The sequence below is a fragment of the Dactylosporangium sp. McL0621 genome (assembly GCF_049995355.1).
Taxonomy (GTDB): Bacteria; Actinomycetota; Actinomycetes; order Mycobacteriales; family Micromonosporaceae; genus Dactylosporangium.
Map to the genome: position 1 here is coordinate 12,189,442 of NZ_CP188259.1, position 23,421 is coordinate 12,212,862.

A 23,421-nucleotide genomic window follows, 5' to 3' on the forward strand; every position below is an offset into this window, starting at 1 on the left:
CATGCAGATCACCGTGACGGTCAACGGCGAGCAGCACACCCGCGATGTCGAGCCCCGCCTGCTGCTCGTGCATTTCCTGCGCAACGAGCTCGGCCTCACTGGCACGCACTGGGGCTGCGACACCTCCAACTGCGGCGTGTGCACCGTGACGCTTGACGACGTGCCGGTCAAGTCGTGCACCGTGCTCGCGGTCATGGCCGACGGCAAGCGGGTCGGCACCGTCGAGGGCCTCGAGCGCGCCGACGGCCTCGACCCGGTGCAGGAGGGCTTCGTACAGTGCCACGGCCTGCAGTGCGGCTTCTGTACCCCGGGCATGCTGATCACCGCCCGCGCGCTGCTGGACCAGAACCCCGACCCGTCGGAGAGCGAGATCCGCGAGGCCATCTCCGGGCAGCTCTGCCGGTGCACCGGGTACGAGAACATCGTCCGATCGATCCAGTGGGCGGCGACCAAATGACAGTTACTGAGACGCCCATGGGCTTCGGCCGCATGCACCGCAAGGAGGACGCGCGGTTCGTGCGGGGCAAGGGCAACTACGTCGACGACGTCCGCCTGCCCGGGATGCTGCACGGGGCCTTCCTGCGCAGCCCGTACGCGCACGCGAAGATCATCTCGATCGACACGAGCGCCGCCGAGGCGCTGCCCGGCGTCAAGGCGGTCATCACCGGCGCCACGCTCGAGAGCCTCAAGCTGGCCTGGATGCCCACGCTGTCGTACGACACCCAGGCGGTGCTCGCGACCGACAAGGTGCGCTTCCAGAACCAGGAGGTCGCGTTCGTGGTGGCGGAGAACCACTACATCGCGCGCGACGCCCTGGAGCTCATCGAGGTCGACTACGAGCCGCTGCCGGTCGTCGCCGACGCCAAGCAGGCCCTCGCCCCCGGCGCCCCGGTCATCCGGGACGACAAGGAGGGCAAGACCGACAACCACATCTTCGACTGGAGCGCGGGCGACAAGGAGAAGACCGAAGCGGTCTTCGCCGACTCCGAGGTCGTGGTGGCCGAGGACGTGCTCTACCCGCGGGTCCACCCGTCGCCGCTGGAGACCTGCGGCGCCGTCGCCGACTTCGACAAGGTCAGCGGCAAGCTCACGATCTACTCGACCACGCAGGCGCCGCACGCCCACCGCACCGTGTACGCGCTCGTCGCCGGCCTGCCCGAGCACAAGATCCGGGTGGTCTCGCCCGACATCGGCGGCGGCTTCGGCGGCAAGGTCGGCATCTACCCCGGCTACGTCCTGGCGATCGTCGGCTCGATCGTCACCGGCAAGCCGGTCAAGTGGATGGAGGACCGCAACGAGCACCTGACCTCCACCGCGTTCGCCCGCGACTACCACATGCACGGCGAGATCGCGGCGACGAAGGACGGCAAGATCCGCGCCCTGCGGGTCAAGGTGCTCGCCGACCACGGCGCCTTCAACGGCACCGCCCAGCCGACGAAGTTCCCGGCCGGCTTCTTCCACATCTTCACCGGGTCCTACGACCTGGAGGCGGCCTCGTGCGACGTCACGGGGGTGTACACGAACAAGGCGCCCGGCGGCGTGGCGTACGCCTGCTCGTTCCGGATCACCGAGGCGGTGTACCTCGTCGAGCGCATGATCGACGTGCTGGCCTACGAGCTGAAGATGGACCCGGCCGAGCTGCGGATGAAGAACCTGCTCAAGCCGGAGCAGTTCCCGTACACCACGCCCACCGGCTGGGAGTACGACTCCGGCGACTACCCGAAGGCGCTGCGGCTGGCGCTGGACATGGTCGGGTACGAGCAGCTGCGCAAGGAGCAGGCGGAGAAGCGCGAGCGCGGCGAGTACATGGGCATCGGCCTGAGCTTCTTCACCGAGGGCGTGGGCGCGGGCCCGCGCAAGCACATGGACATCCTCGGGCTGGGCATGGCCGACGGCGCCGAGCTGCGGGTACACCCGACCGGCAAGGCGGTGCTGCGCCTGTCGGTGCAGACCCAGGGCCAGGGCCACGAGACCACGTTCGCGCAGATCGTGGCCGAGGAGCTCGGCATCTCCCCGGACGACATCGACGTCGTGCACGGCGACACCGATCAGACCCCCTTCGGCCTCGGTACCTACGGCTCGCGCTCGACCCCGGTCTCCGGCGCGGCCACGGCGATCGTCGCCCGCAAGGTGCGCGACCGGGCCCGGATCGTGGCCTCGGCGATGCTGGAGGTGTCCCCGGACGACCTGGACTGGGAGAAGGGCCGCTTCTTCGTCAAGGGCGACCCGGACCAGGGCCGGACGATCCAGGAGATCGCCATGGCCGCGCACTCGAGCCTCGAGCTGCCGGAGGGCGTCGAGGGCCACCTCGACGCGACGACGGTCTACAACCCGCCGAACCTGACGTACCCGTTCGGCGCCTACGTCTGCGTCGTGGACGTGGACCCGGCGACGGGCCAGGTCAAGGTGCGCCGGTTCATCGCGGTCGACGACTGCGGCGTGCGCATCAACCCGATGATCGTCGAGGGGCAGGTCCACGGCGGCCTCGCCGACGGCATCGGCATGGCGCTCATGCAGCTCATGGCGTTCGACGAGGACGGCAACCACCTCGGCGCGTCGCTCATGGACTACCTGCTGCCGACGTCGCTGGAGTGCCCCTCGTGGGAGCTCGGCGAGACCGTCACGCCGTCGCCGCACCACCCGATCGGCGCCAAGGGCGTCGGCGAGTCCGCCACGGTCGGCTCCCCGGCCGCGGTCGTCAACGCCGTCCTCGACGCCGTCAAGCCCTTCGGGGTACGCCACGCCGACATGCCCCTCACGCCGTCCAACGTGTGGCGGGCCGTGCAGGGCAACCCGATCCGAACCGATATGGCGATCAGCTAAATGAGCCTCCTGCACCGCGCCGATCAGCTGCGCGACGCCCGCACCCCCTTCGTCCTGGCGACGGTGGTGCGGGCGGAGCGCCCCACCAGCGCCAAGGCCGGCGACCGCGCACTGGTCCTGCCGGACGGCACGCTGGAGGGGTTCGTCGGGGGCACGTGTGCCGAGTCGACCGTCCGTCTCCAGGGGCTCAAGCTCCTGGCGACGGGCGAGTCGGCCCTGCTGCGCATCACGCCCGACGACGACGGGCCCGAGGACCGCCCGGGCGCGGAGGGGCTGCTGACCGTGGCGAATCCCTGCCTTTCCGGCGGTACCCTCGAAATCTTCTTGGAAGCCATGATCCCCGCGCCGCTGGTCTTCGTGTTCGGCGAGGCGCCCGTCGCCCGGGCCCTGGTCGACGTGGCCGCGGCCGTGGGCTGGGAGGGGCGCCGGGTGGACGAGCCCGGCGCCGCGGTCCCCGCCGACGCCGACGCCGTCGTGGTCGCCTCGCACGGCCGCGACGAGGCCGGGGCGCTGGCCGCCGCCCTGAAGGCCCGGACGCCGTACATCGCGCTGGTCGCCAGCCGCAAGCGCGCGGCCGCGGTCCTGGGCGAGCTCGCCGTGACCGAGGCCGAGCGGGGCTCGATCCACGCCCCGGCCGGGCTGGACATCGGCGCGCGGACGCCGCACGAGATCGCGCTGTCGGTGCTGGCCGAGATCATCGCGCTGCGCCCCCGGCAGACCGCGCCGACGCCGGTTCCCGTCGCGACGGCCAAGGACCCGGTCTGCAACATGGACGTGGTGATCGCCCCCGACGCGCTGCACTACCAGCACGAGGGGGTCGCGTACTACTTCTGCGGCACCGGCTGCCGCCGCGCGTTCGCCGACGACCCGGCCCGGTACCTGTGATCGACGGCGTCGACGGGCTCGTCGCGGGGCTGGACCGCCAGGGGTACCTCACCGATCCCGCGCTGGGCACGGCGCTGTTCCTGGCCGTGCGGATGGGCCAGCCGATCCTGCTGGAGGGCGAGCCCGGGGTCGGCAAGACGGCCGCGGCCGGGGCGCTCGCGGCCGCGCTGGACACGCCGCTGATCCGGCTGCAGTGCTACGAGGGGCTCAGCGCGGCCGAGGCGTTGTACGAGTGGAACTACCCGCGCCAGCTGCTCGGCATCCGGCTGGCCGAGGCGCGCGGCGAGACCCCGCGCGAGGCGGACCTCTTCGCCCCCGAGTACCTGCTGCGCCGCCCGCTGCTGGCCGCGATCGAGCACCCGGGGCCGCGCCCGGCGGTGCTGCTCATCGACGAGGTCGACCGGGCCGACGACGAGTTCGAGGCGTTCCTGTTCGAGCTGCTCGCCGAGGGCTCGGTCACCATCCCCGAGCTGGGCACCCGGGTCGCGGTCGTGCCGCCCGTCGTGGTCCTCACCTCGAACCGGACCCGCGACCTGCACGACGCGCTCCTGCGCCGCTGCCTGTACCACTGGATCGGCTACCCGGACCAGGCGCGCGTGGCCGCCATCATCCGCCGCCGGGTGCCCGGCGCGGCGGGGCCGCTCGCCGAGCGGGTCGCCGGCGCGGTGTCCCGGCTGCGGGGGATGGACCTGGTCAAGCCGCCGGGCGTGGCCGAGGCGATCTCGTGGGCCAACGCCCTGCAGCTGCTCGGCCTGGGGCTCGACGCGGCGTCGGCGGACATGACGCTCGGCGCCGTGCTGAAGTACCGCGAGGACGAGGAGACGGCGCGTGCCGGTCTCGCCGACATCGCTGGCTGATCTGGTCGCCGCGTTCGGCGCGGCGCTGCACCAGGCCGGCCTCTCGGTCGGGCCGGACCGCGCCGCCCGCTTCGCCCAGGCCATCGCGGTCCTGGACCCGCGGACCGTCGACGAGCTGCACCGCTGCGCCCGGGCGACGCTCGTCTCCTCGCCCACCCAGTTCGCGGTGCTGGACGCCGTCTTCGACGCGGCCTTCCGGGGCTACAGCGACGTCGCCGAGTTCCGCGGTGACCTCAACGCCTCCGGGGCCCTGTCCTCGCCCAGCTCCACCGGCCTGAACCTGGCCGACAGCCCGGGCGAGGCGCCGTCCCGCGAGGTCTCGGTCGGGGTCACGGGGAGCGCCTCCGAGCGGCTGGCCACGCGGGACTTCGCCACGCTCAGCGAGGCCGAGCTCGCCCGCCTCGCCGAGCTCATGAAGCTCCTGCGGTTCGCCACCCCGCCGCGCCGCAGCCGCCGGTGGCGCCCGGCCGCCGACGGGCACCGCATCGACCTGCGGGCCACCCTGCGCAAGGCCCGCCGGACGGGCGGCGAGCCGCTGGCGCTGCCCCGCCGGACGCGCCGCGAGAAGCCCCGCCGGCTCGTGGTGCTGTGCGACATCTCCGGGTCGATGGAGCCCTACGCGCGGGCCATGATCCAGCTGTTGTACTGCGCGGCCGGCGCCTCCCGCGCCGAGGTGTTCACGTTCGCCACGCGGCTGACGCGCCTGACCCGGCTCCTGGCCCGCCGTACGAGCCCGGCGGCGGCGCTGCAGCGGGCCGGGCAGGCCGCCCCGGACTGGTCGGGCGGCACGCGCATCGGGGCGGCGCTGCGGCGGTTCAACGACGAGTACGGCCGCCGGGGCCTGGCCCGCGGCGCCGTCGTGCTCATCGTGTCGGACGGCTGGGAGACCGGCGACCCGGCCCCGGTCGGCGTCGAGATGGCTCGACTGCGCCGCCTCGCCCACCGCGTCGTCTGGGTCAACCCGCGAACCCAGAGCCCGCGCTACCGCCCGCTAGTGGGCGGCATGGCGGCCGCGTGGCCGCACTGCGACGCGGTGGTCAGCGGGCACTCTTTGGAGGCGATCGGCCCCCTGCTCGAAGCGCTCCGAGCAGGGGGCCGCCGGTAATTCTCTAACCGCAGCGGAACGTCGCCGGGGCCGCGTTCGGGCCCCACGCCACGGTCCCGACGAGCAGGACCGTGGTCTGCTCGCCCGGCCTCAGCCGCGAGTCCCGTGGCGCCAGCTCGACGTTCGCGGCGGTCTGCGTCGCCGTGCCGTTCACGGCCAGCTCCACCTTCTGCGTGCCGGTGTAGGCGAAGCGCACCCGCACGTCGTTCAGCGTCTGCCGGCTCGTGTTGCGCACCGTGGCCTGCGCGATGAACACGCCGCCGAGGTTGAGCACGGTGCTGTACTGCACCGAGCACGCCGACGCCGCCGGCGCGCCGCCCTCGCCCTGGTCGGCCATGAACGAGGCCACCCAGGACAGCGTCGAGTTCCAGTTGATGGCGATCTCGTTCGTGGAGTACGAGTTGATGTCATCCACGTAGCAGAACTGCGGCGAACAGCCCTGCAGCAGCTTCTGCGCGAGCGGGTCCTGCAGGTTGGAGTTCGGCCCGCCCGCGAGGGAGCCCGCCGGCGGGTGCGGCAGCGCCGCGTTGAGCTGGTGCGCGTAGATGCGCGTGTGCTGGTTCTGCGACGCGCGCTCCCCGTAGCCCGTGACGTAGGACTGGTTGAGCGCGTTGCGGCCGAGCAGGTAGTCCATGCCGCTCGCGACCCCGTCGCGGAAGTCCGCCGACCCGGTCAGGTCGTAGGCGGTCGCGATGACGACGAGGTTGTTGAGCACGGCGCTGTTGGAGCCCCACTCGTACTTGCCGGTGCCGGGCGCGTACGCGATGCCGTACGGGTTGGCGCGCACCGTCGCGAGGTACCCCTTCGCGCCGTCCACCACGGACTGGCGCACCCGGTCGCGGTCCGGCAGGCCGTTGGGCACGGTCGCCAGGTCGAGCCGGCCCAGCGCGGCGGTGAAGCCCCAGCTGAAGCCCTCGGGCTTGAAGATGTCCGCGGTGTGCCACTTGGAGGTGGTGACCGCGTCGCGGTAGGTCGTCTCGCCGGTGCTGATGTACAGCTCCGCCGCCGCCCAGTAGAACTCGTCGGTCACGTCGGCGTCGTCGTACGCGCCGCCGCCGTTGCCGTCGCTGACCAGGGCGTAGACCGCCGGGTGGGCCATCGCCGCCGCGTACGCCGTCCGGGACGCCGCGAGCAGCTTGGCCGCGAACGCCTTGTCGTACGGGGCGAAGAGCCGGGCGCCCTGCGCCGCCGTGGCCGCCAGGTTCAGCGTGGCCGCGGTCGACGGCGGGTGCAGCTCGCGCGGCTGCGGGTCGGCCGCCGGGTCGAGCGGCAGGCCGGTCCAGTTCTGGTCGTGCACCTTGTGGTGCACCATCCCGGCCAGCGGCTGGCCCGCGGGCACCTGCATGCGCAGCAGGAACTCGAGCTCCCAGCGGGCCTCGTCGAGCACGTCCGGCACCTGGTTGCCGTGCTCCGGCAGGCGCAGGGAGCCGTCGCCGAGCTCCTGGGGCTGGGCACTGGCGGCGACCTTCGAGCGCTCGAAGGTGCTCATCAGCTGGTACGCCGCGATGCCACCGTTGACGACGTACTTGCCGTGGTCGCCGGCGTCGTACCAGCCGCCCCGCACGTCCAGCCGGTAGTCGCACACGCCGGCCTGGCACGGCACGTCGGTGTCGCCCTGGTTCGGCGCGACGCCGAGGTGCCCGGCCTTGCGGCCGTACCCGGGCGCGATCGCGTCGGAGATCTCGATGCCGCTGCGCTGCACGTAGAACCAGGACAGGGCGTCGGCGCGCAGCTGCTCATACGAGCCGTTCGCGCCGATGTCGAAGGGCACGCTGGTCTCGCCGTCGGCGGTGAGCGTGAAGCCCTTTCCCTGGGTCTTGTACCGCGAGAAGTCCGCCGTCTGCACGTTCTGCCCGCTCGTGGCGTCGACCCCGCGCGGGGTCGTGGTGCCGCTCGCGACGACGGTGCCGGCGGCGTCACGCAGCTGCCAGGGCAGGGCCGCGGTCGCCTCGGTCACAACGGTGGCCTGCTTCGGGCCGTTCGCGAGGTACCCGACCTGGTTGACCCGCACCCGCGGACCGGTGTCCGGCACGTACACGGGCGGCGGGGCGCCGCCCTGCAGCGAGACGTCGTCGACGCAGAAGGTGTAGGCGGACGCGCTGCCGCCGACCTGGAACGCGACCTGCCCACCGCCGGTGTCGGCGGCCGCGGTGAACGTGTAGCTGAAGTTCTGGGGCTCCGGGGTCAGCTGCGGGGCCTCCGAAATCTCCTGGGTGTACGGCGGGTCGGCGAGCTGCACGTTGGCGCGCACGGTGACCGGGACCGAGGCGCTGGCCGAGAACGCGAGACGGTACGACTCGCCGGCCTGCAGGGTGATCGCGTTCTGCCCGATGATGGCGTCCCACGGGTTGGTGGTGCCCGCGGGGATGTTGGCACACAGTCGCCCGTCGATGACGGACGCCGGCGAGTTCCCGGTCCACCACCACGGGTCGGTGCCGTTGTCGAAGGTACCGTTGACGATCTGCTCCGCTGGGTCGGCGTGGGCCACCGATGCGCTCAGCGGGACGACCAACAATGCCGCCGCAATGGCGATGGGTAATTTGCGCTGCACAGACACCCCTTTGGCGGAAAGACGGTGGGAGCGTTCCCAAGGTGTCTCAGCGCGGCGGGACTGTCAAGACGTGAAGCGCTTCAACGCTTCACGGTGGGCAGGATGTACCAGATCCCGATGAAAGCTGCAGCGAACGCGGCACCCACGCCGACCGCCCAGGACATTCCCATGACGACCTGAAAGATCAGGAATATCGCGCCCACGATCGAGAACCACAGAAACCAGAGGCCCACACCGGCGAGATTGCTGCTCGACTCGACCAGTTCCCGCTTGCGGCCGCGCCGGAAGAGAATGCGATGGTGGCTCACCGGCGCGATGAGGCACAGCGCGGACAGACCGGTGCACACCAGTGTTGCGATATAGGTGATCTTCTGCCCCGGGGACACTGTCGCGAATCGGTCGTTGAACGGCAGCGTCAGCAGGAACGCGAAGAGGATCTGCACACCCGTCTGCGCGACCCGCAGTTCCTGGAGCAGTTCGTTCCAATTCCGGTCGAACCGCTCGTCGGGCGTCTCGCCGCGCCGGTCCGTGGGCTCCTCACGATCGGCCATGCGGGTCCAATTACCCACCGGACGAACCGGGCGAACCTGGCGGTTCGGCTCGTCCTGGTCCGGGCTCGGCCGGGCGCGGCCACGTCGGGGCTGTGCAACCTTGCACGCTCGGCATATCGTCGCGACGTGAGTGCCCCCTTCGATGAGCTGACCGCCGGTCGCCGCGCCTGGATCGCGCGCGCCGGTCTGGCCGAGCTCGCCAACACCATCGGCCTCCCCGGCCGGGCGGCGGTCGCCGGACGCCCCGACCTGCTCGCGCGGGTCGACCAGCACGCGGCCGCGATCCGCGACTCGCTCGGCGGGGCCCTGCTCGACCCGGTCGCCCTGGCCGGCTACTCGGCGGCGATCCGCGACGCGGCCCGCGACGCCGACGACCCCCTCGACGACTGGTCGCGCCCGACGTGGGCGATGCTGCGCCTGCTCGCGGTGTGCAGCCTGGTGCCGTAAGTTACACGACTTCCCGGGCCGCACACCGCTAGGGGCTGTATCGAAGTGGATGGCCGGGCTGCGGCGGACTCAGACGCCGCCGGGAACCGTAGCGGTCACACCCCGATACAACCCCCGGTATCGGGGCGCGCCCGGCGCGGCCCCAGCCGACGCCTGAGCCTCGCCTCGCTCCGACCCCCACTTCGACACAGCCCCTAGTTGCATCAGCGCAGGAAACGCTTGTCCGCGTGCAGGTTGTCGGCCAGGCGGATGGTGATGAACTCGTCGTTGTCCGGCTGGCCCGCGGTGCGGCCGCTGGAGAACGGGAAGTTGTTGTCGTTCACCACGCCCAGCGTGCGGTCGTCGAGGATCACGACGTCCTCGATGGTCTGGAACGGGAACGTGAACGTCTCGGCCGAGCTGAACAGGTGGCGCGGGTCGGCGATGTTCATGAGGTCGGCGACCAGCGTCTTGTCCATCTTGCCGTCGTGGTTGCGGTCGCGCTTGTCGGCCAGGTAGATCCGCTTGAGCTTGGCGGTGGCGCCCTGGCCCTGGTCGCGCTCGATGATCAGGAACCGGTCGTCGTCGACGGCGATCGCGTCGCCGATCGAGTTGCTGGGGTCCTCCAGCTGGTACGTGTACACCTTGCCGGTGTATTGCTGCTTGCCCAGGTCGAACTCGTTGAACCGCAGCGCGCCGGCCGGGTCGCCGGCCACCGTGCCCTCCAGCAGCGGGTAGAGCGTGCAGCCGTCGGGCGACTGCGCCATGCCCTCGAAGCCCTTGCTGCTGTTCAGGTTCGGGTTGCCCTCGGGGTTCTCCGGCGCGCGCACGCCCGGCAGCGAGATCGGGGCCTGCAGCAGGCGCCCGGCCCGGTCGAAGTGCAGCAGGTACGGGCCGAACTCGTCGCCGATCCAGTACGAGCCGTCCTTGACCCGCTGGATCGACTCGATGTCGAAGTCGGCGCCGGTGAGCACCCGGTCCTTGCGGGTCAGCGCGAACGGCACGAAGCTGTTCGGGTCGGTCAGGTTGATGCCGCCCAGCACGTCGACGGTCTTCTTGCCGTAGTCGGGCGCTAGGTGGTGGATGCGCAGCACGAAGTCGCCGCTGTTGGCCTTGTTGCCGTAGCCGTTGTCGGAGATGACGTCGAACGTGCCGTCGCCGTTCTTGACGATGCCGCTGAAGCCCTGGATCGGCTGGTCGTCGAAGGGCGGGGTGATGCCGTTGGACGGGGTGCCGCCCAGCAGCGCGCCGGAGGGGTCGCTCGCGGAGACGAACGTCGCCGCCGGCAGCTGGGCCCAGCCGGTGAGGGTCGCCCGGCCGTCGTGGCCCTCGTGGGCGCCGGCACTCGGCGCCGTGAGGGTGAGCGCCATAGCGCCGATGCCCACGCCGAGGCCGACGCGTCGAAGATTCTTCATCGCCCGCACGGTAGGCAGGCGCAGTGAACCGCTCCTAGACTTTCTGTGTCATCTGCCCGAGCAGCGTGTGTAGGCGGTTGACGACTCCCGGCCCATCGGTGATCTTGCCGCTGTCGACGTAGTACACGAACGACGCGCGCAGCACCAGGTCGCCGTCGGAGGTCTCGACGTACGCCTGGCCGTCATCGAAGAACGAGAACGTCCTGGCATCCACGTCCTTGGCCCCCTGCGCCGCGGTCTTGTCGTAGTCGACCTGCTCGGGCGCGGCCATGGCCGGGCGAAGGATGCTCAGGAAGATGTAGAACGCGCCGGACGAGCCGTCGACGGCGCACGCCTTGAGGCTCGCGGTGTCCCGGCGCTCCTTGCCGGCGGCGTTCTCGCCCAGCGCGGCCTTGTACTGCTCGTCGGTGGCGAGCGCGCACACGTCGACGGCGTCGTAGGCGGCCGCGTTGGACTTCGCCTCGGGCGGCTTGGCCGCCTGTTCGTCGCCGCAGCCGGCGAGCACCAGGGCGGCGCTCGCCAGCAGCAGCACTCTACGAAGAGTGAGGGTCACTCATGCTTTCTACACGCTGTTCGCGCTCGGCTTCATATTCGGCTTCACACTCGGCCGAAGTCCTGCGTCCAGTACGGGGTGCCGTCCGTCTTGTAGGCCAGGCCGACGCCGACCGCCACGCTCGTGCAGTTGAGGATGTTGGCGCGGTGCCCCGGGCTGTTGATCCAGCCGGTGACCACGTCCTGCGCGGTGCGGTACCCCCACGCGATGTTCTCGGCCGAGGCGCCGGTGGTGTACCCGGCCGCGACCTCGCGCTGCACGAAGTTGCTGCCGTCGGAGGCCGTGTGATCGAAGAAGTCCTTGCCGACCATGTCGCTGCTGTGCTTGCGCGCGGCGGCGACGAGGCGGCTGTCGATGCGCAGCGCGCCACAGCCGTTGGCCTGCCGGTAGTTGTTGGTCAGCGTCACGACCTGGTTCTCGATCGCGGCGTACTGGGCACTGCCCGGCACCGTCGTGGCCGGCGTCTTCTTCGCGACGGGCTTCTTCTTCTTTTTCTTGGGCGTCCGGGAGATCTTGGCGGCCGCGTCGTTCGCGGCGACGGCACCCACCGCCTCGACGACGTGCGCGACACCGGCCGAGACGGGCGCGCCGGCCGCGAGGGCCTGTGGTCCGGTGGTCGTGACGAGCGCGAAGCCGAGGGGCGCCGCGATGAGCGCGGCGGCGATGGTGGTGGCGCGGCGGGCGAACCGGGTCACTGGACGTAGGCCTTCCGTTCGGGAACAGGTGAGGTCTGACGCAGTGGGTATCGGGTCCGTCACGGTGGGTGTTAGCCGGTCAACCGGCAAGCAACGCGCGGCAACCGACCGGCTACCCGTGCGGAGCAATCCCTAGTGGTCGGGGCGCACGATTTCGGTCAAAGGTTGGAGGGAAGAACGCCCGGGCATTCCTACCGTTGGAGATACACATCAACGAAGGAGCGAGGATGTCCAGTCTCGTCAGACCCCGTGACAACCGTTGGATCGCCGGCGTCTGCTCAGGCCTCGCCCGCCGCTTCGGCATTTCGCCCAACATCATGCGGCTGATCTTCGTCATCTCGTGCCTGCTGCCGGGCCCGCAGTTCGTGATCTACATCGTGCTGTGGGTGCTGATGCCGGACGAGTCCAAGGCCCGCAGTTACAACTGAGTCCGCCCTCCTCTCTCCACAGCGGACTCGGTGGCGGGGAACGGGGTGGCCCGGGGTGCGGCCCGGGCCACCGCCTCGCCTGGTGTTCGGCGCGATAAGTCGGGCGCTCCGCGCCACGACTTATCGGATTTATCGCCTGACGTGGTATAGGCCTGCTAGATCCGAATATGACGCAGTCTCGCGTTTGCCACCTGGCGTTCCCGGCGACCGGGGCGGTTCGTGCCCGTTCGTCCCGCGCGGCGCCGGGCGTGGCGCTTTCGCCCTCCGGGCGCTCACGGCGCTTGGGGCGGGTTCGGTGCGCCATTGGCGCCTGTCTTCCAGGCCAACTCGGTGTGCGGTTGCTCCGCTCTTCCAGGCCACTCGGTGAGCGGTTGCTCCGCTCTTCCAGGCCACTCGGTGAGCGGTTGCTCCGCTCTTCCAGGCCACTCGGTGAGCGGTTGCTCCGCTCTTCCAGGCCACTCGGTGAGCGGTTGCTCCGCTCTTCCAGGCCACTCGGTGAGCGGTTGCTCCGCTCTTCCAGGCCACTCGGTGAGCGGTTGCTCCGCTCGTCCAGGCCACTCGGTGAGCGGTTGCTGTGCGGAACGCTTTCAACGCCCACGCGGCCGGCCGGAAGATGCGGGCCGCCGGGCGTTCGGGAGCGGGCCGGGTAGTGCGGGGTGCGGGCCGGTTCGGGCGTTTCAGCCAGGTTCGCGACCGCCGAAGTCGGTGGCATGTCCAACGACACGAGCTACACCGCAGCCGGTACGGGCGCCTTCGGAGACTACGCCGAGGCCACCCGCCGCAGCGTCGCGCGATCGACGCTCAACGGCCTCATGACCTGGCTCGGCGAGACCGGGCTGGCCGCGGCGCGCGAGTCCGCGGGCCTGCAGGCCGTGATCGACCAGCACGCCGCCGCCGTGCGCGACGCCCTCGGTGATCCCGAGCGGGGCCCCGGCGCCGTACCGCTCGCGGGTTACGCCACCGGCGTGCGCGACGCCCTGATCGAGGCCCAGTGGCAGCTGCCCCCGACGGCCGACATCGACTGGTCGAGCGTGGAGTGGCCGGCCCTGCGCCTGATCGCGATCTGCTCCCTCGCCCGCGCGGGCGGCTACGTCTGACCCGCGGCGGACGCCGCCGTACGCCCGGGCAGGAGTAGAGCGCACACCGCCCCCAGCACGCAGATGACCGCGGTGGCGAGGAAGATCTCGCGGTACTCCGTGCGCAACGCCGCCTGCAACGCCCCCTTGTAGGCGTCCAGGAGCCGGCGCTGCTCGTCCGGGGACTTGCCGAAGACGAGCGGGAAGTTCAGGTGCGCGGTGAGCTCGTGGAAGCGATGCAGCCCCCAGGCGGTGAGCGCCGCGACCCCGATCAGCATGCCCATCATGCGCGCCACGACCACCGCCGACGACGCCACGCCGTGTTGGGCGGCCGGCGTCGCGCGCAGGATCGCGGACGACAGCGGGCCGATGACGAGCCCGAGCCCGAAGCCCGCGATCACGAGGTCGGTGTCGAGGCGGGGCAGGAAGCCCAGGTAGTGCCGGGACAGCACGTCGGCGGGCCAGCCGGCCACCAGAACGTACCCGGCCGCGGCCACCACCAGGCCCGCCACGGCGACCAGACGCTCACCGAGGCGCGCCACCAGCCACCCGCCCAGGACCGCACCGACCGGCAGGGCGACCAGGAACCGGGTGAGCACCAGCGTCCCCTGCACCCCGCCGCGCCCGAGCAGCGTCTGAGCCACCAGCTCCACGTCGACCAGCGTCACCATCAGCGCCGCGCCCGCGCAGAAGCTGGCCCCCAGCGCGCCGAAGAACGGCCGCCGCCGCGCCCCGCGCAGGTCGACCAGCCGCGTACGCGCCCGTGCCTCCCAGAGCACGAACAGCAGCGCCACGCCCCCGGCCCCGGCGAGCGCCCACCCACCCCACGGCGGCAGCACCGCGCGCTCGGGATCCGGGTTGTAGAGCGCCACCACCGCCGCACCGAGCGTCACGGCCAGCAACAACCCACCAACGACATCGGTTTTCCGCGGCGGTACCCCCTGAGCCCGCCCCGGCAGCGCCACCCACACGAGCACAATCGCAACCGCCGCGAGCGGAATGTTGAGCCAGAAGATCCCGCGCCACGAGCCGAAGAGCGCGGCGAGCCCGACCCCGTACAGCGGCCCGAGCACACTCCCGAGCTCCTGCGCGGCCCCGACGACCCCGAGCACGGCCGCCCGCCGCCGTTCGGCCCAGAGGTCCCCGGCCAGCGCGAGCGTAACCGGCAGCAGCGCCCCGCCGGCCAGCCCCTGCACCGCCCGCCCACTCGCGAGCAGCCAGACGGAGTCTCCGGACGCCGCGGTGAGCGCCGACCCGCCCGCGAACCAGACCAGGCACCCGACGAGCACCGCCCGCCGCCCGAGCCGATCCGAGAGGGACCCGAGCAACGGCATCCCAGCGATGTACCCGAGCAGGAACAACGTCACGACCGGCGTAACACGCTCGAGCCGATTTGTCGCAATGTGCAGCGCGTCGAGGATGTCGGTCAGCACCCCCACAACGACGTACGCGTCCAAAGCCGCCAGCAACACCGTGACCCCGCCGACCCCGATAGCCAGCCGCCGCCGAACCCGAACCCCGCCACTCCCAGCCGCCCCACCCACGCCGCCGCCAGCCCCGGCGCCCCCACCCACGCCACTCCCAGCCCTGGCGCCCCCGCCGCCGCCAGCCGCCCGGCCCGTGTCGCTCCCAGCCACCGCTCCCACGCCGCCACCCGCCCCGCCGGCGCCGCTCCCAGTCATCGCGCCCGCGTCGCCACCGGCCCGTGCGCCCGCGCCGGCCAGAGCCGCCCCCGCCACACCGCCACCCGTTCCCCCGCGCGCGCCGGTCCCAGCCGGTTCGCCACCCTCGTTCGCCACACCCACGCCGCCATCCGCCCCCGCGCCGCCAACAGCCGCCCCGCCCACGCCCAAAACGCCCGCTGAGCCCACCCCGCTCCCAGCAGGCGCCTCCATTCCATCCCCGGCAGCGGCACCCACATCCGCAACGCCCCCGCCGGCCGGCACCCCCGCGCCCCCGCGGGGAACCCCAGCCTCGCCACCGCCACCCGCGCTCACATCACTCCCCGCCGCCCTGACCAGCGCCAACACCGAAACCTACCGGCAATCCGGAAATGTCGGATATGTCGCGGCGCGAAGCGCCCGACATATCCGGCTCCACGCCCCGCGAAGCGGTCCACGTACCCGGGGCAAGAGCGACGGCGAGCGGCGTCACTTCGGCGGCGTGATCGTCACGGCGGCGTCGAACTCCGTGAAGGTGACCGTCACCGTGCCGCCCTTGGCGTCGCCCGTGCCCGGCAGGTCGAAGGTGGCCTTGAGCACGCGCTTGTTGTCCTTGGCGATCCACACCTTGCCCGGCACCGAGCCGGTCACGCCGGGGATGATCTTGGAGAGGTTCTCGGCCGGGAACTTGGCGCCCACACGGAACGTCGCCTGGCCGTCCACGCTCTCCGACGCCTCCGTCTTGCCGTCGGTCGCGGTGCTCAGGACCTTCGCGATGCCGCGCTCGGGGTCGAGGATCGCCGACGGGTCGTAGACCGACGCGGCCAGCGCGAGCGGGAGCTGCTGGTAGTCGCCGGTCGGGCCCTTGAGGTACATCGTCTGGCCCACGATCGTGAAGTTCAGGTCGGTCGTGGTGCCCATCTGCTCCACCTGCGCCGTGCCCTGGGCGTTGCCCTCCTTGGTGAGCACGCCCTCGGCGCGCTTGAGGGCCAGGCCCGCGATCGTGCCGTCGGCCGTGATGAGGAACTTGGCCGTCTTGATGCCGCCCATCGCCGTCGACGAGTCCTTGAGCAGGTTCTGGGCCGCCGGCAGGTCGGGGTCGGTCGCGGGCTGCGAGCTCGCCGTGCCGTCGGAGCAGCCGGAGAGCGCGACGACGGCGGCCGTCAGCGCGGCGATGCCGGCGACGAGCAGACCGCGGCGGGACTGGGTGCGAGACATACCGGCATGCTAGACCGACACGGGTAACAACCCGGTGTCTCAGGGGCGTCCCGCGAGCAGCTCCGCCACCGCACGTCCGGCCGCGGCCGTCGCGCCGAAGGTCGCGATGTGCACGTCACCCAGAGGCGCGGCCGGGACGCCCATCTCGACGACGATCGCATCGGGACGTACCGATAGCGCGCCTTTGAGGGAATCCGTCATCCACGGATAGCGGTGCGGGTCCCGCACGACCAGCACGAGCGGGCGCCCGATCGAGGCCGTAAGCGCGTCGGGCAGGCCGTCCGGGGACGACAGCCGCACGCCCGTCGCCGGCACCAGCTCGGCCAGCGGCGCGAGCAGGCCCCAGGGGGTCTCGGGGGCGATGGCGAGGTTGAGCTGGGGCTGGAACTCGATCACGTGCGGCGCGTCGGCGAGCGGGAACAGCGCGTCGGGGGCGGAGATGCGCAGCGCGCGCCGGGCCGCGGACAGGCCGAGGGCGGCCGCGCGCGGGTCCGGGGCGGTCTTCGGGGCCGCGACCGACCAGGCGGCCAGGCGGGCGACCCGCGCGGCGGCGTCGGCGAGGCGCTCCTCGGAGAGCTCGCCCGCGTGCACGGCGGCGACGATCGCGTCGCGCAGCATGATCGCGGTCTCCTCGTCGGCGTGCTCCCCGCCCACGCAGATGGCGTCGGCGCCGGCGGCGAGCGCGAGGACGGTGGCGTTGGCCAGGCCGTAGCGGTCGGAGATGGCGCGCATCTCGATGCCGTCGGTGACGATGAGGCCGTCGAAGCCGAGCTCGCCCCGGAGCAGGTCCGTCATGATCCGGCGGCTGAGCGTTGCCGGCATTTCGGGATCCAGCGACGGTACCCGCAGATGCGCGCTCATCACCGCCTGTACGCCCGCGGCGATGGCGGCCCGGAACGGGACCAGCTCGAGGGCGTCCAGCTCGGCGCGGCCGGCCTTGATCAGCGGTACGTCCAGGTGCGAGTCGACGCTGGTGTTGCCGTGCCCGGGGAAGTGCTTGGCGCAGGCGGCGACGCCGGCCTCCTGCAGCCCGTTGATCCAGGCCGCGGTGTGCCGGGCCACGCGGTCGGGCTCGGCGCCGAACGCGCGGGAGCCGATGACCGGGTTGTTCGGGTCGTTGTTGACGTCCGCGTCGGGCGCGTAGTCGAGGGTGATGCCGGCCGCGGCCAGGTCGCGCCCGATGTGGCAGGCGACGTCGCGGGTCAGCGCCGGGTCGTCGATCGCGCCGAGCGCGAGGTTGCCGGGCCAGGGGCTGCCGGTGTGCGCGTCGATCCGCGTGACGTCGCCGGCCTCCTCGTCGATGGCGACGATGACGTCCGGCTTCTCGGCGCGCAGGGCGGCGGTCAGCGCGGCGACCTGGTCGCGGTCGACCACGTTGCGGGCGAACAGCGCGACGCCGCCCAGCCCTTCGGCGAGGCGGCGACGGAGCCAGGGTGGTGGCTCTTTGCCCACGAATCCCGGCTGGAGCACGGCGTCGGCCATGCTCCCGAGTTCGACCCCCGTGCGTGCATCCATGCGTGACCCACCCTTCGCTTGGCGAAAATGGTCACATCACGGCTTGGTAATAGTCAAGAAACTTTCCAGTAGTTAACAGGGTCTTCCCAGTTCAGAACTACCCGTTCGGGCGGATCGTCCACACCACCGTCATGGTCGTTGTGACGGCGCCGTCGGCACGGTTGATCTCGACGTGCACGGGGAACTCGGGGCGCCCGCCGGCGGTCAGCTCCTCCACGACCTCGCGTACCGGCCGGCCGAGGGTCGCGGTGGCGCGCACGGGGCCGCGGGCCAGCTTCAGGTACGCGATCTCCGACCGCACCGCCAGCGGCGTCCCCAGGTGCATGTACGGCCCGAACGCGGCCATCCCCACGGCCCCGGACGCGGTCTCGCCGAGCGTGAACAGGGCCCCGGCGTGCGGCCCGGCCACGTGGTTGTGCAGGCGCTCCTCGTCGGGGAGCGTCGCCACGGCCCGGACGGCGTCACCCTCGGCCTCCAGATCGGTGATCTCGATGCCGAGGGTGCGCGCGAACGGTACGGCCGCGATGAGGTTCGCGGCGACCGCCTTCATGTCGAGAGTCATGCCGGAGATGTTACCGGTGAGTAGGTCGGGCGGGGCTCAGGAGAACAGCCGACCGATCGCCCGGACGATCTCGACGTAGAAGTTGCCCTCGATCTGACGGAAGATCTGGAACGGCTCGTCCGGCGAGCCGAAGAACGGCCGCAGCGTCCAGGCCAGCTGCGTGCCGACGAAGCCGAACAGCAGGATCCACACGTTGAGCAGGGTCATGCTGGCCGGCCGCTCCCCCGGCGCCAGCTGCTCGACCGGGTGCGGCATCGGCCGCGCGGGCACGTGGATCGGCACTGGGTACATGGGCCGGCCGTCGGGCCCGATCAGCGGCGGGGGGACCGGCGGGGACACGATGGTGGCGACGAGCCCGTTCGGCTGGACGGGCGGCGCGAAGGCCGGGACGGGCGCGGGGGCCGGGACCGCGGAGACCGGCGAGACGGCCTCGGACTCGGCCGGGACGGATCCGGCCGGGACGGGGTCGGACTCGGCGGCGGCGGCCGGGGCCGAGAGCGCGGCGAGGGCGGCGGCCGCCTCGCTCTCCTGGCGCTCCCGCTCCAGCCGCCGGGCCCGGGCCATGGCCGCGGTGTGCTCGTTGAGCGAGCGCATGCCGCTGGTCAGGAACCGCAGGCCGACGAAGGCGGTGAGAGTGAGGATGCCGACGTTCAGGACCTTGTAGAAGTCGTAGCTGAACGCGGTGATGAGGAAGAACAGGCTGATCGGCGCGAACGCCAGCGAGAGCACCGACGTCACGGTGATCGTGACCATGACGAGCGACAATGCCTGCTTCACCTGGAGCCTGGCCCCGAAGACCAGGTTGAACAGGTACAGCGTGGGAAGGCAGATCGCCAGCGTCATGAGGAACAGCAGCGGCAGCTTCACCGCCGAGAGCGCCGCCATCGCGACGCTGTGAGAGGCTCCGAGCACAGCTCCGTAGCAGGCCAGGGCTACTACGGAGCTGTACAGCATCTGCCTCGTCAGCTTGCCGAGCTCGCGCTCCTCACCGATCTGCCGCCAGATTCCCTCGCGGTCACGCAGGATGCGTTCGATGATGAGCAAGCCGGAACTGGATTCGCCATAGGCTGCCATCGGCGCAGGCTAAGCGACGCACATCACTCAGCGCCACCCCACGTCGATGCGTTGTCCCCTTTCGTCGAAAAAGTGCAGAGCTTCCATGCGCACAGCGACGGTCAAGGGATGACCATGCGTGACATTCGGGTACGGCGCCAGACGCACGGCCAGTTCGGCCGGGCGCCGGTGGTGCCGGCCCGGGTCGCTCAGCACGCTCTCGCGGTTCTGCTGGCGGCGCTGGGTGCCGCCGCGGCCGTTGACGCCGGCCCCGACGAGCTCGTCCTCGCCACCACGCCCGGTGAGCTTGGTGACGAACCGGCGCAGGCCGCCGCCGTTGATCGGGACGTCGGTCGGCGGCTTGCCGATCTCGTCGACGATCACGGCGGTCGCGCCGATGTCCAGGAACGCCAGCGACTCGTGACCGTGGTGCTCGAGGTACCGGATGCGGCCCCTCAGCACGTCACCCGTGGTCGAGTCCGGCACCGGGGTCAACGCCTCCGCCCGCACCCCGATGACGATGCGCTCGCCATGGAAGTGCGCGACCTGACGCGAGCGCAGGTCGTTCCACGGCAGGTGCAGCACCTGGTCGCCCATGTGCAGCGCGATGTGGCGGTCGAGGTGGACGTACACCTCGGCCTCGAGCAGGTTCATCCGCGGGCTGCCCAGGAAGGCGGCCACGTAGAGGGTGGCCGGGCGGCCGTACACCTGCGTCGGCGTGCCCACGTCCTGCAGGACGCCCTTGCGCAGGATCGCGACCCGGTCGGCCATGGTGAGCGCCTCGGCCTGGTCGTGCGTGACGTAGATCGTCGTGACGCCCAGCTCCCGCACCAGGCCCGAGATCTCGGCCCGTAGCTCGGCGCGCAGACCGCTGTCCAGGTTGGACAGCGGCTCATCCATGAGGAACAGCTTCGGCCGCCGCACTATGGCCCGCCCCATCGCAACGCGCTGGCGCTGACCACCGGAGAGCTGCCCGGGCTTGCGCGCGAGCACGTCGCCGATGCCCAGCGCGCTGGCCACCTCCGCGACCTGCTCGGCCCGCGGCTCGGGCTCGATACCGGACAGCCGCAGCGGGAACCCGATGTTCTCGCCCACGGTCATGTGCGGATAGAGAGCGAAGTCCTGGAAGACCATCGCGACCCCCCGCTCCCGCGGCGGCAGGTCGTTGGCCAGTTCCCCGTCCATGATGATCGCGCCGGAGGTGGGGTCCTCCAGCCCGGCCACCATGCGCAGCAGCGTCGACTTCCCGCAGCCGCTGGGACCGAGCAGCACCATGAACTCGCCCTGTCCCACATCCAGGTTCACTCGGTCGACGGCAACCGTGCCGTCGGCGAAAACCTTCATAACATCTTTGAGTGCGACGGTAGCCACCGTCACCTCCACCCCAGGTCAGCAATTCGCGGTTCGGCCAGTTACCCCGAGTCAAATACTGTGATGAGGCGCACGCAAGTTGGTCCATCGGGTAAATGACCAGTGTTCAACGCGTTACCGCGCAATTACAGTCGCGAAAGTTTCCTGGTGGCCCTCCGGGGTCACCCGGCGGGGAAGTTCACTGTGACCGATGTGTAGCCGAGGGCTCCCAGGAACTGCTGCAGCATCTTGCGCGTGTTGTCCTCGGCGCGTTTCTGCAGGCCGGCGTCCTTGGCGGCGTCACCGATCTTCTGCTCGGCGAGCTTGTAGACCTCCTGGAGACGGTTCGGGTCCGAACTGAACGCGTCGCCGATGCGGTTGAAGACGCCGCGCTCCTCTTGATACACGTAACTGTGGTCGTTGTCGATCCGGACCGGCCGCAGCTGCGGGGCGGGCAGCGTGATCTCGGCCGTGCGGCGGTCCTCGGACTCCTTGACCGCCCCCTGGCCGATGCTGGAGAAGTCGACGTACACCTCGACCGACCCCGCCGCCACGAACAGGATGCGCTCATTGAGCAGGAAGTCCGGGATGTACTTGCGGTCCTTCTGCACATCGACGATGACCTGGAAGTTGCCCTCGGCCGCGACGAACTGGTTGAGGTCCTGCACGGACTTGAGCAGCGCGGGGCCGGAGCGGTCGGTCTGCTCCTGGGCGAACGGGTTCTTCAGGCCGGGGAACAGCCCGATGGTCTTGGCGCCGAGCACGAGCGCGACGACCAGGCCGATGGCGGCCACGAGCCAGAACAGCCCGCGCATCGCGCCGCCGCCCTGCTTCAGGATCACCGGCTGGGGCGGCTCGGTGCTACGAGGCTCCCGGTCATCGCGCGGATCGAGGCGGTCGCCTATCTCCAGGCTTTTTCCAGGACCAGACGTGACCTCCGGGTACTCGGAGGTCTTCGACTCTTCGCTGTCGGCCATGCTGACTCCTGGATGGCGGAGGATCTACCTACCGACAACGGTAAGGGGCACGGTAAAGCCCCGCGAATCGATCTCAGCCGAACGCGGCGAGTCCCGTCAGGCGCTGGCCGATGACCAGCTGATGGATCTCCGAGGTTCCTTCGTACGTGAGCACCGTCTCCAGGTTGGCGGCGTGGCGCATGACCGGGTACTCCGCGCTGATCCCGTTGGCCCCGAGGATCGTGCGGCACTGCCGGGCGATGCCGATCGCCTCGCGCACGTTGTTGAGCTTGCCCACGCTGACCTGCTCGGGGCGCAGCTTCCCGGCGTCGGCCAGGCGGCCCAGGTGCAGCGCCAGCAGGTACCCCTTCTGCAGCTCCACCGCCGCGTCGGCGAGCTTGGCCTGGGTCAGCTGGAACCCGGCGATCGGCCGGCCGAACTGCTCCCGGGCGCCGGCGTAGTCCAGCGCGGTGTGGAGGCTGTCACGGGCCGCCCCCAGGGCGCCCCACACGATGCCGTAGCGCGCCTCGGTAAGGCACGACAGCGGCGCCTTCAGCCCGCGCGCCAGGGGCAGCTGGGCCGAGGCGGGCAGCCGGACCTCGTCGAGGAAGATCTGCCCGGTGCAGGAGGCCCGCAGCGAGAGCTTGTGGTGCACCTCGCGCGCGCTGAATCCGGGCGTCTGCGTCGGTACCGCAAAACCGCTCACCCCGTCGTCGGTGCGCGCCCACACCACCGCCACGTCCGCGACGGGAGCATTGGTGATCCACATCTTGCCGCCGCTGAGCACCCAGTCGTCGCCGTCGCGCCGGGCCCGGGTCGTCATCGAGGCCGGGTCGGAGCCGTGATCGGGCTCGGTGAGCCCGAAGCAGCCGATCGCGTCGCCGGTCGCCATCCGGGGCAGCCACTCGGCCTTCTGCTCCTCGGACCCGAACTTCCAGATCGCGAACATCGCCAGCGACCCCTGCACCGACACCAGGCTGCGCACGCCGGAGTCGCCGGCCTCGAGCTCCAGGCACGCCAGCCCGTAGGCCACGGCGCTCGCCCCGGCGCACCCGTAGCCCTCCAGGTGCATGCCGAGCAGCCCGACCCCGGCCAGCTCCTTGGCCAGCTCCCGGACGGGCACGACACCCCGCTCGTACCACTCGGCCACGTTGGGCCGGACGTGGTCGTCGACGACCCGGCGCACCAGCGCCCGGATCGCCAGCTCCTCCTCGGAGTGCAGTCCGTCGATGTCGAGCAGGTCGAGGGGGCGCGCCGGTGTCGTCACGCCCCCAAGAATATGCACAGCGCCTGCTTCATGACTGGGGCCGGAGCGAGGCGGAGCCCAGATTTCGGCTGCGTGCGGCCCGCGGAGGCCCGGCTACCGGTGTTGTAACCGGGCCTTCGCGGGCCGTGCGCAGGCGGAATCTGGGCCCACCGCAGCCCGGCCTCAGCCATGAAGCAGGCGCTATGCCTGCAAGACTCTGGCGTGGATCGAGGTTCGCTGCTGCAGGGCCGCACGCAGCGCCCGATGCAGCCCGTCCTCCAGGTAGAGCCCGCCGTCCCACAGCACGACGTGCGGGAACAGGTCGCCGTAGAACGTCGAGTCCTCCGCGAGCAGGTGGTCGAGCGCCAGCTCCCGCTTGGTGGTGATGAGCTGGTCGAGCCGCACCGGCCGCGGCGGGATCTCGGACCACTGTTTCAGCGTGAGCCCATGCTCCGGATACGGCCGACCCTCCCGGACCGCCTTGAAGATCATGAA

Annotated in this window: 22 protein-coding genes; 8 read left to right on the plus strand and 14 right to left on the minus strand. The window is 71.3% G+C overall.

All coding sequences use genetic code 11. The annotated features are described in order from the left end of the window. The first annotated feature begins 1 nt into the window (after position 1). Genes ACPPVO_RS57850 through ACPPVO_RS57870 form a run of 5 tightly spaced genes read left to right on the plus strand, consistent with a single transcriptional unit; the run spans position 2 to position 5,670 of the window. A complete protein-coding gene (locus ACPPVO_RS57850) occupies positions 2–457 on the plus strand; it encodes a (2Fe-2S)-binding protein (RefSeq protein WP_426508306.1) in 456 nt (151 codons plus the stop codon). Next, positions 454–2,823: an aerobic carbon-monoxide dehydrogenase large subunit gene (locus ACPPVO_RS57855; RefSeq protein ID WP_426508308.1), complete on the plus strand. Its 2,370-nt coding sequence runs from the start codon at positions 454–456 to the stop codon at positions 2,821–2,823. Before ACPPVO_RS57850 ends, ACPPVO_RS57855 begins: the two co-directional genes overlap by 4 nt. Continuing rightward, entirely contained in the window at positions 2,824–3,708 is an 885-nt protein-coding gene (locus ACPPVO_RS57860; RefSeq protein WP_426508309.1) for an XdhC family protein, read from the plus strand. After that, on the plus strand, positions 3,705–4,565 hold the full coding sequence (locus tag ACPPVO_RS57865; RefSeq protein ID WP_426508311.1) for an AAA family ATPase: 861 nt from the start codon (positions 3,705–3,707) through the stop codon (positions 4,563–4,565). The genes ACPPVO_RS57860 and ACPPVO_RS57865 overlap by 4 nt, the downstream gene beginning before the upstream one ends. Next, positions 4,537–5,670 carry a vWA domain-containing protein gene (locus tag ACPPVO_RS57870; RefSeq protein WP_426508313.1) on the plus strand — a complete coding sequence of 378 codons (1,134 nt, stop codon included), beginning with the start codon at positions 4,537–4,539 and terminating at the stop codon, positions 5,668–5,670. The genes ACPPVO_RS57865 and ACPPVO_RS57870 overlap by 29 nt, the downstream gene beginning before the upstream one ends. A 4-nt stretch (positions 5,671–5,674) precedes the next feature. On the opposite strand, the gene ACPPVO_RS57875 is transcribed toward ACPPVO_RS57870, so the two are convergent. Both ACPPVO_RS57875 and ACPPVO_RS57880 read right to left on the minus strand, forming a co-directional pair. After that, positions 5,675–8,221 carry a glycoside hydrolase family 9 protein gene (locus tag ACPPVO_RS57875; protein WP_426508314.1) on the minus strand — a complete coding sequence of 849 codons (2,547 nt, stop codon included), beginning with the start codon at positions 8,219–8,221 and terminating at the stop codon, positions 5,675–5,677. A gap of 80 nt (positions 8,222–8,301) precedes the next feature. After that, positions 8,302–8,772: a DUF6328 family protein gene (locus ACPPVO_RS57880; RefSeq protein WP_426508316.1), complete on the minus strand. Its 471-nt coding sequence runs from the start codon at positions 8,770–8,772 to the stop codon at positions 8,302–8,304. Positions 8,773–8,898: 126 nt separating this feature from the next. Here ACPPVO_RS57880 and ACPPVO_RS57885 point away from each other — a divergent pair, with 126 nt between their 5' ends. Further along, the gene (locus tag ACPPVO_RS57885) at positions 8,899–9,219 is read left to right on the plus strand and encodes a DUF6401 family natural product biosynthesis protein (RefSeq protein ID WP_426508318.1); all 321 of its coding nucleotides are present in this window, start codon (positions 8,899–8,901) and stop codon (positions 9,217–9,219) included. Between the two features lie 203 nt (positions 9,220–9,422). On the opposite strand, the gene ACPPVO_RS57890 is transcribed toward ACPPVO_RS57885, so the two are convergent. From ACPPVO_RS57890 to ACPPVO_RS57900, 3 genes are all read right to left on the minus strand, one after another. Continuing rightward, a complete protein-coding gene (locus ACPPVO_RS57890; RefSeq protein WP_426508319.1) occupies positions 9,423–10,613 on the minus strand; it encodes an esterase-like activity of phytase family protein in 1,191 nt (396 codons plus the stop codon). Positions 10,614–10,647: 34 nt separating this feature from the next. Further along, the gene (locus ACPPVO_RS57895; protein WP_426508320.1) at positions 10,648–11,145 is read right to left on the minus strand and encodes a hypothetical protein; all 498 of its coding nucleotides are present in this window, start codon (positions 11,143–11,145) and stop codon (positions 10,648–10,650) included. 65 nt (positions 11,146–11,210) lie between these two features. Beyond that, positions 11,211–11,861, minus strand: coding sequence for a CAP domain-containing protein (locus ACPPVO_RS57900; RefSeq protein WP_426508322.1), 651 nt, complete (start codon positions 11,859–11,861; stop codon positions 11,211–11,213). A gap of 227 nt (positions 11,862–12,088) precedes the next feature. On the opposite strand from ACPPVO_RS57900, the gene ACPPVO_RS57905 reads away from it, so the two are divergent. After that, complete coding sequence (locus ACPPVO_RS57905) at positions 12,089–12,289, plus strand: PspC domain-containing protein (RefSeq protein WP_360375402.1); 201 nt, start codon at positions 12,089–12,091, stop codon at positions 12,287–12,289. 710 nt (positions 12,290–12,999) lie between these two features. Continuing rightward, positions 13,000–13,386, plus strand: coding sequence for a DUF6401 family natural product biosynthesis protein (locus tag ACPPVO_RS57910; protein WP_426508324.1), 387 nt, complete (start codon positions 13,000–13,002; stop codon positions 13,384–13,386). Here ACPPVO_RS57910 and ACPPVO_RS57915 read toward each other — a convergent pair. The 9 genes from ACPPVO_RS57915 to ACPPVO_RS57955 form a co-directional block, all read right to left on the minus strand. Beyond that, complete coding sequence (locus ACPPVO_RS57915) at positions 13,377–14,837, minus strand: MFS transporter (protein WP_426508326.1); 1,461 nt, start codon at positions 14,835–14,837, stop codon at positions 13,377–13,379. The two genes, ACPPVO_RS57910 and ACPPVO_RS57915, sit on opposite strands and share 10 nt — an antisense overlap. A 678-nt stretch (positions 14,838–15,515) precedes the next feature. Continuing rightward, entirely contained in the window at positions 15,516–16,244 is a 729-nt protein-coding gene (locus ACPPVO_RS57920) for an LppX_LprAFG lipoprotein (protein ID WP_426508328.1), read from the minus strand. 39 nt (positions 16,245–16,283) lie between these two features. Further along, a complete protein-coding gene (locus ACPPVO_RS57925) occupies positions 16,284–17,759 on the minus strand; it encodes a glycoside hydrolase family 3 protein (protein ID WP_426508330.1) in 1,476 nt (491 codons plus the stop codon). A 97-nt stretch (positions 17,760–17,856) separates the two neighbouring features. Further along, the gene (locus ACPPVO_RS57930) at positions 17,857–18,321 is read right to left on the minus strand and encodes a DUF4442 domain-containing protein (protein WP_426508332.1); all 465 of its coding nucleotides are present in this window, start codon (positions 18,319–18,321) and stop codon (positions 17,857–17,859) included. 36 nt (positions 18,322–18,357) lie between these two features. Next, on the minus strand, positions 18,358–19,365 hold the full coding sequence (locus tag ACPPVO_RS57935; RefSeq protein ID WP_426508334.1) for a hypothetical protein: 1,008 nt from the start codon (positions 19,363–19,365) through the stop codon (positions 18,358–18,360). 57 nt (positions 19,366–19,422) lie between these two features. After that, positions 19,423–20,745 carry an ABC transporter ATP-binding protein gene (locus ACPPVO_RS57940; RefSeq protein ID WP_426508335.1) on the minus strand — a complete coding sequence of 441 codons (1,323 nt, stop codon included), beginning with the start codon at positions 20,743–20,745 and terminating at the stop codon, positions 19,423–19,425. Positions 20,746–20,906: 161 nt separating this feature from the next. Continuing rightward, positions 20,907–21,701 carry a DUF4230 domain-containing protein gene (locus ACPPVO_RS57945; RefSeq protein ID WP_426508336.1) on the minus strand — a complete coding sequence of 265 codons (795 nt, stop codon included), beginning with the start codon at positions 21,699–21,701 and terminating at the stop codon, positions 20,907–20,909. A gap of 73 nt (positions 21,702–21,774) precedes the next feature. Then, positions 21,775–22,947 carry an acyl-CoA dehydrogenase family protein gene (locus tag ACPPVO_RS57950; protein ID WP_426508338.1) on the minus strand — a complete coding sequence of 391 codons (1,173 nt, stop codon included), beginning with the start codon at positions 22,945–22,947 and terminating at the stop codon, positions 21,775–21,777. A 180-nt stretch (positions 22,948–23,127) separates the two neighbouring features. Then, entirely contained in the window at positions 23,128–23,418 is a 291-nt protein-coding gene (locus tag ACPPVO_RS57955; protein WP_426508340.1) for a type II toxin-antitoxin system VapB family antitoxin, read from the minus strand. Positions 23,419–23,421 lie beyond the last annotated feature (3 nt).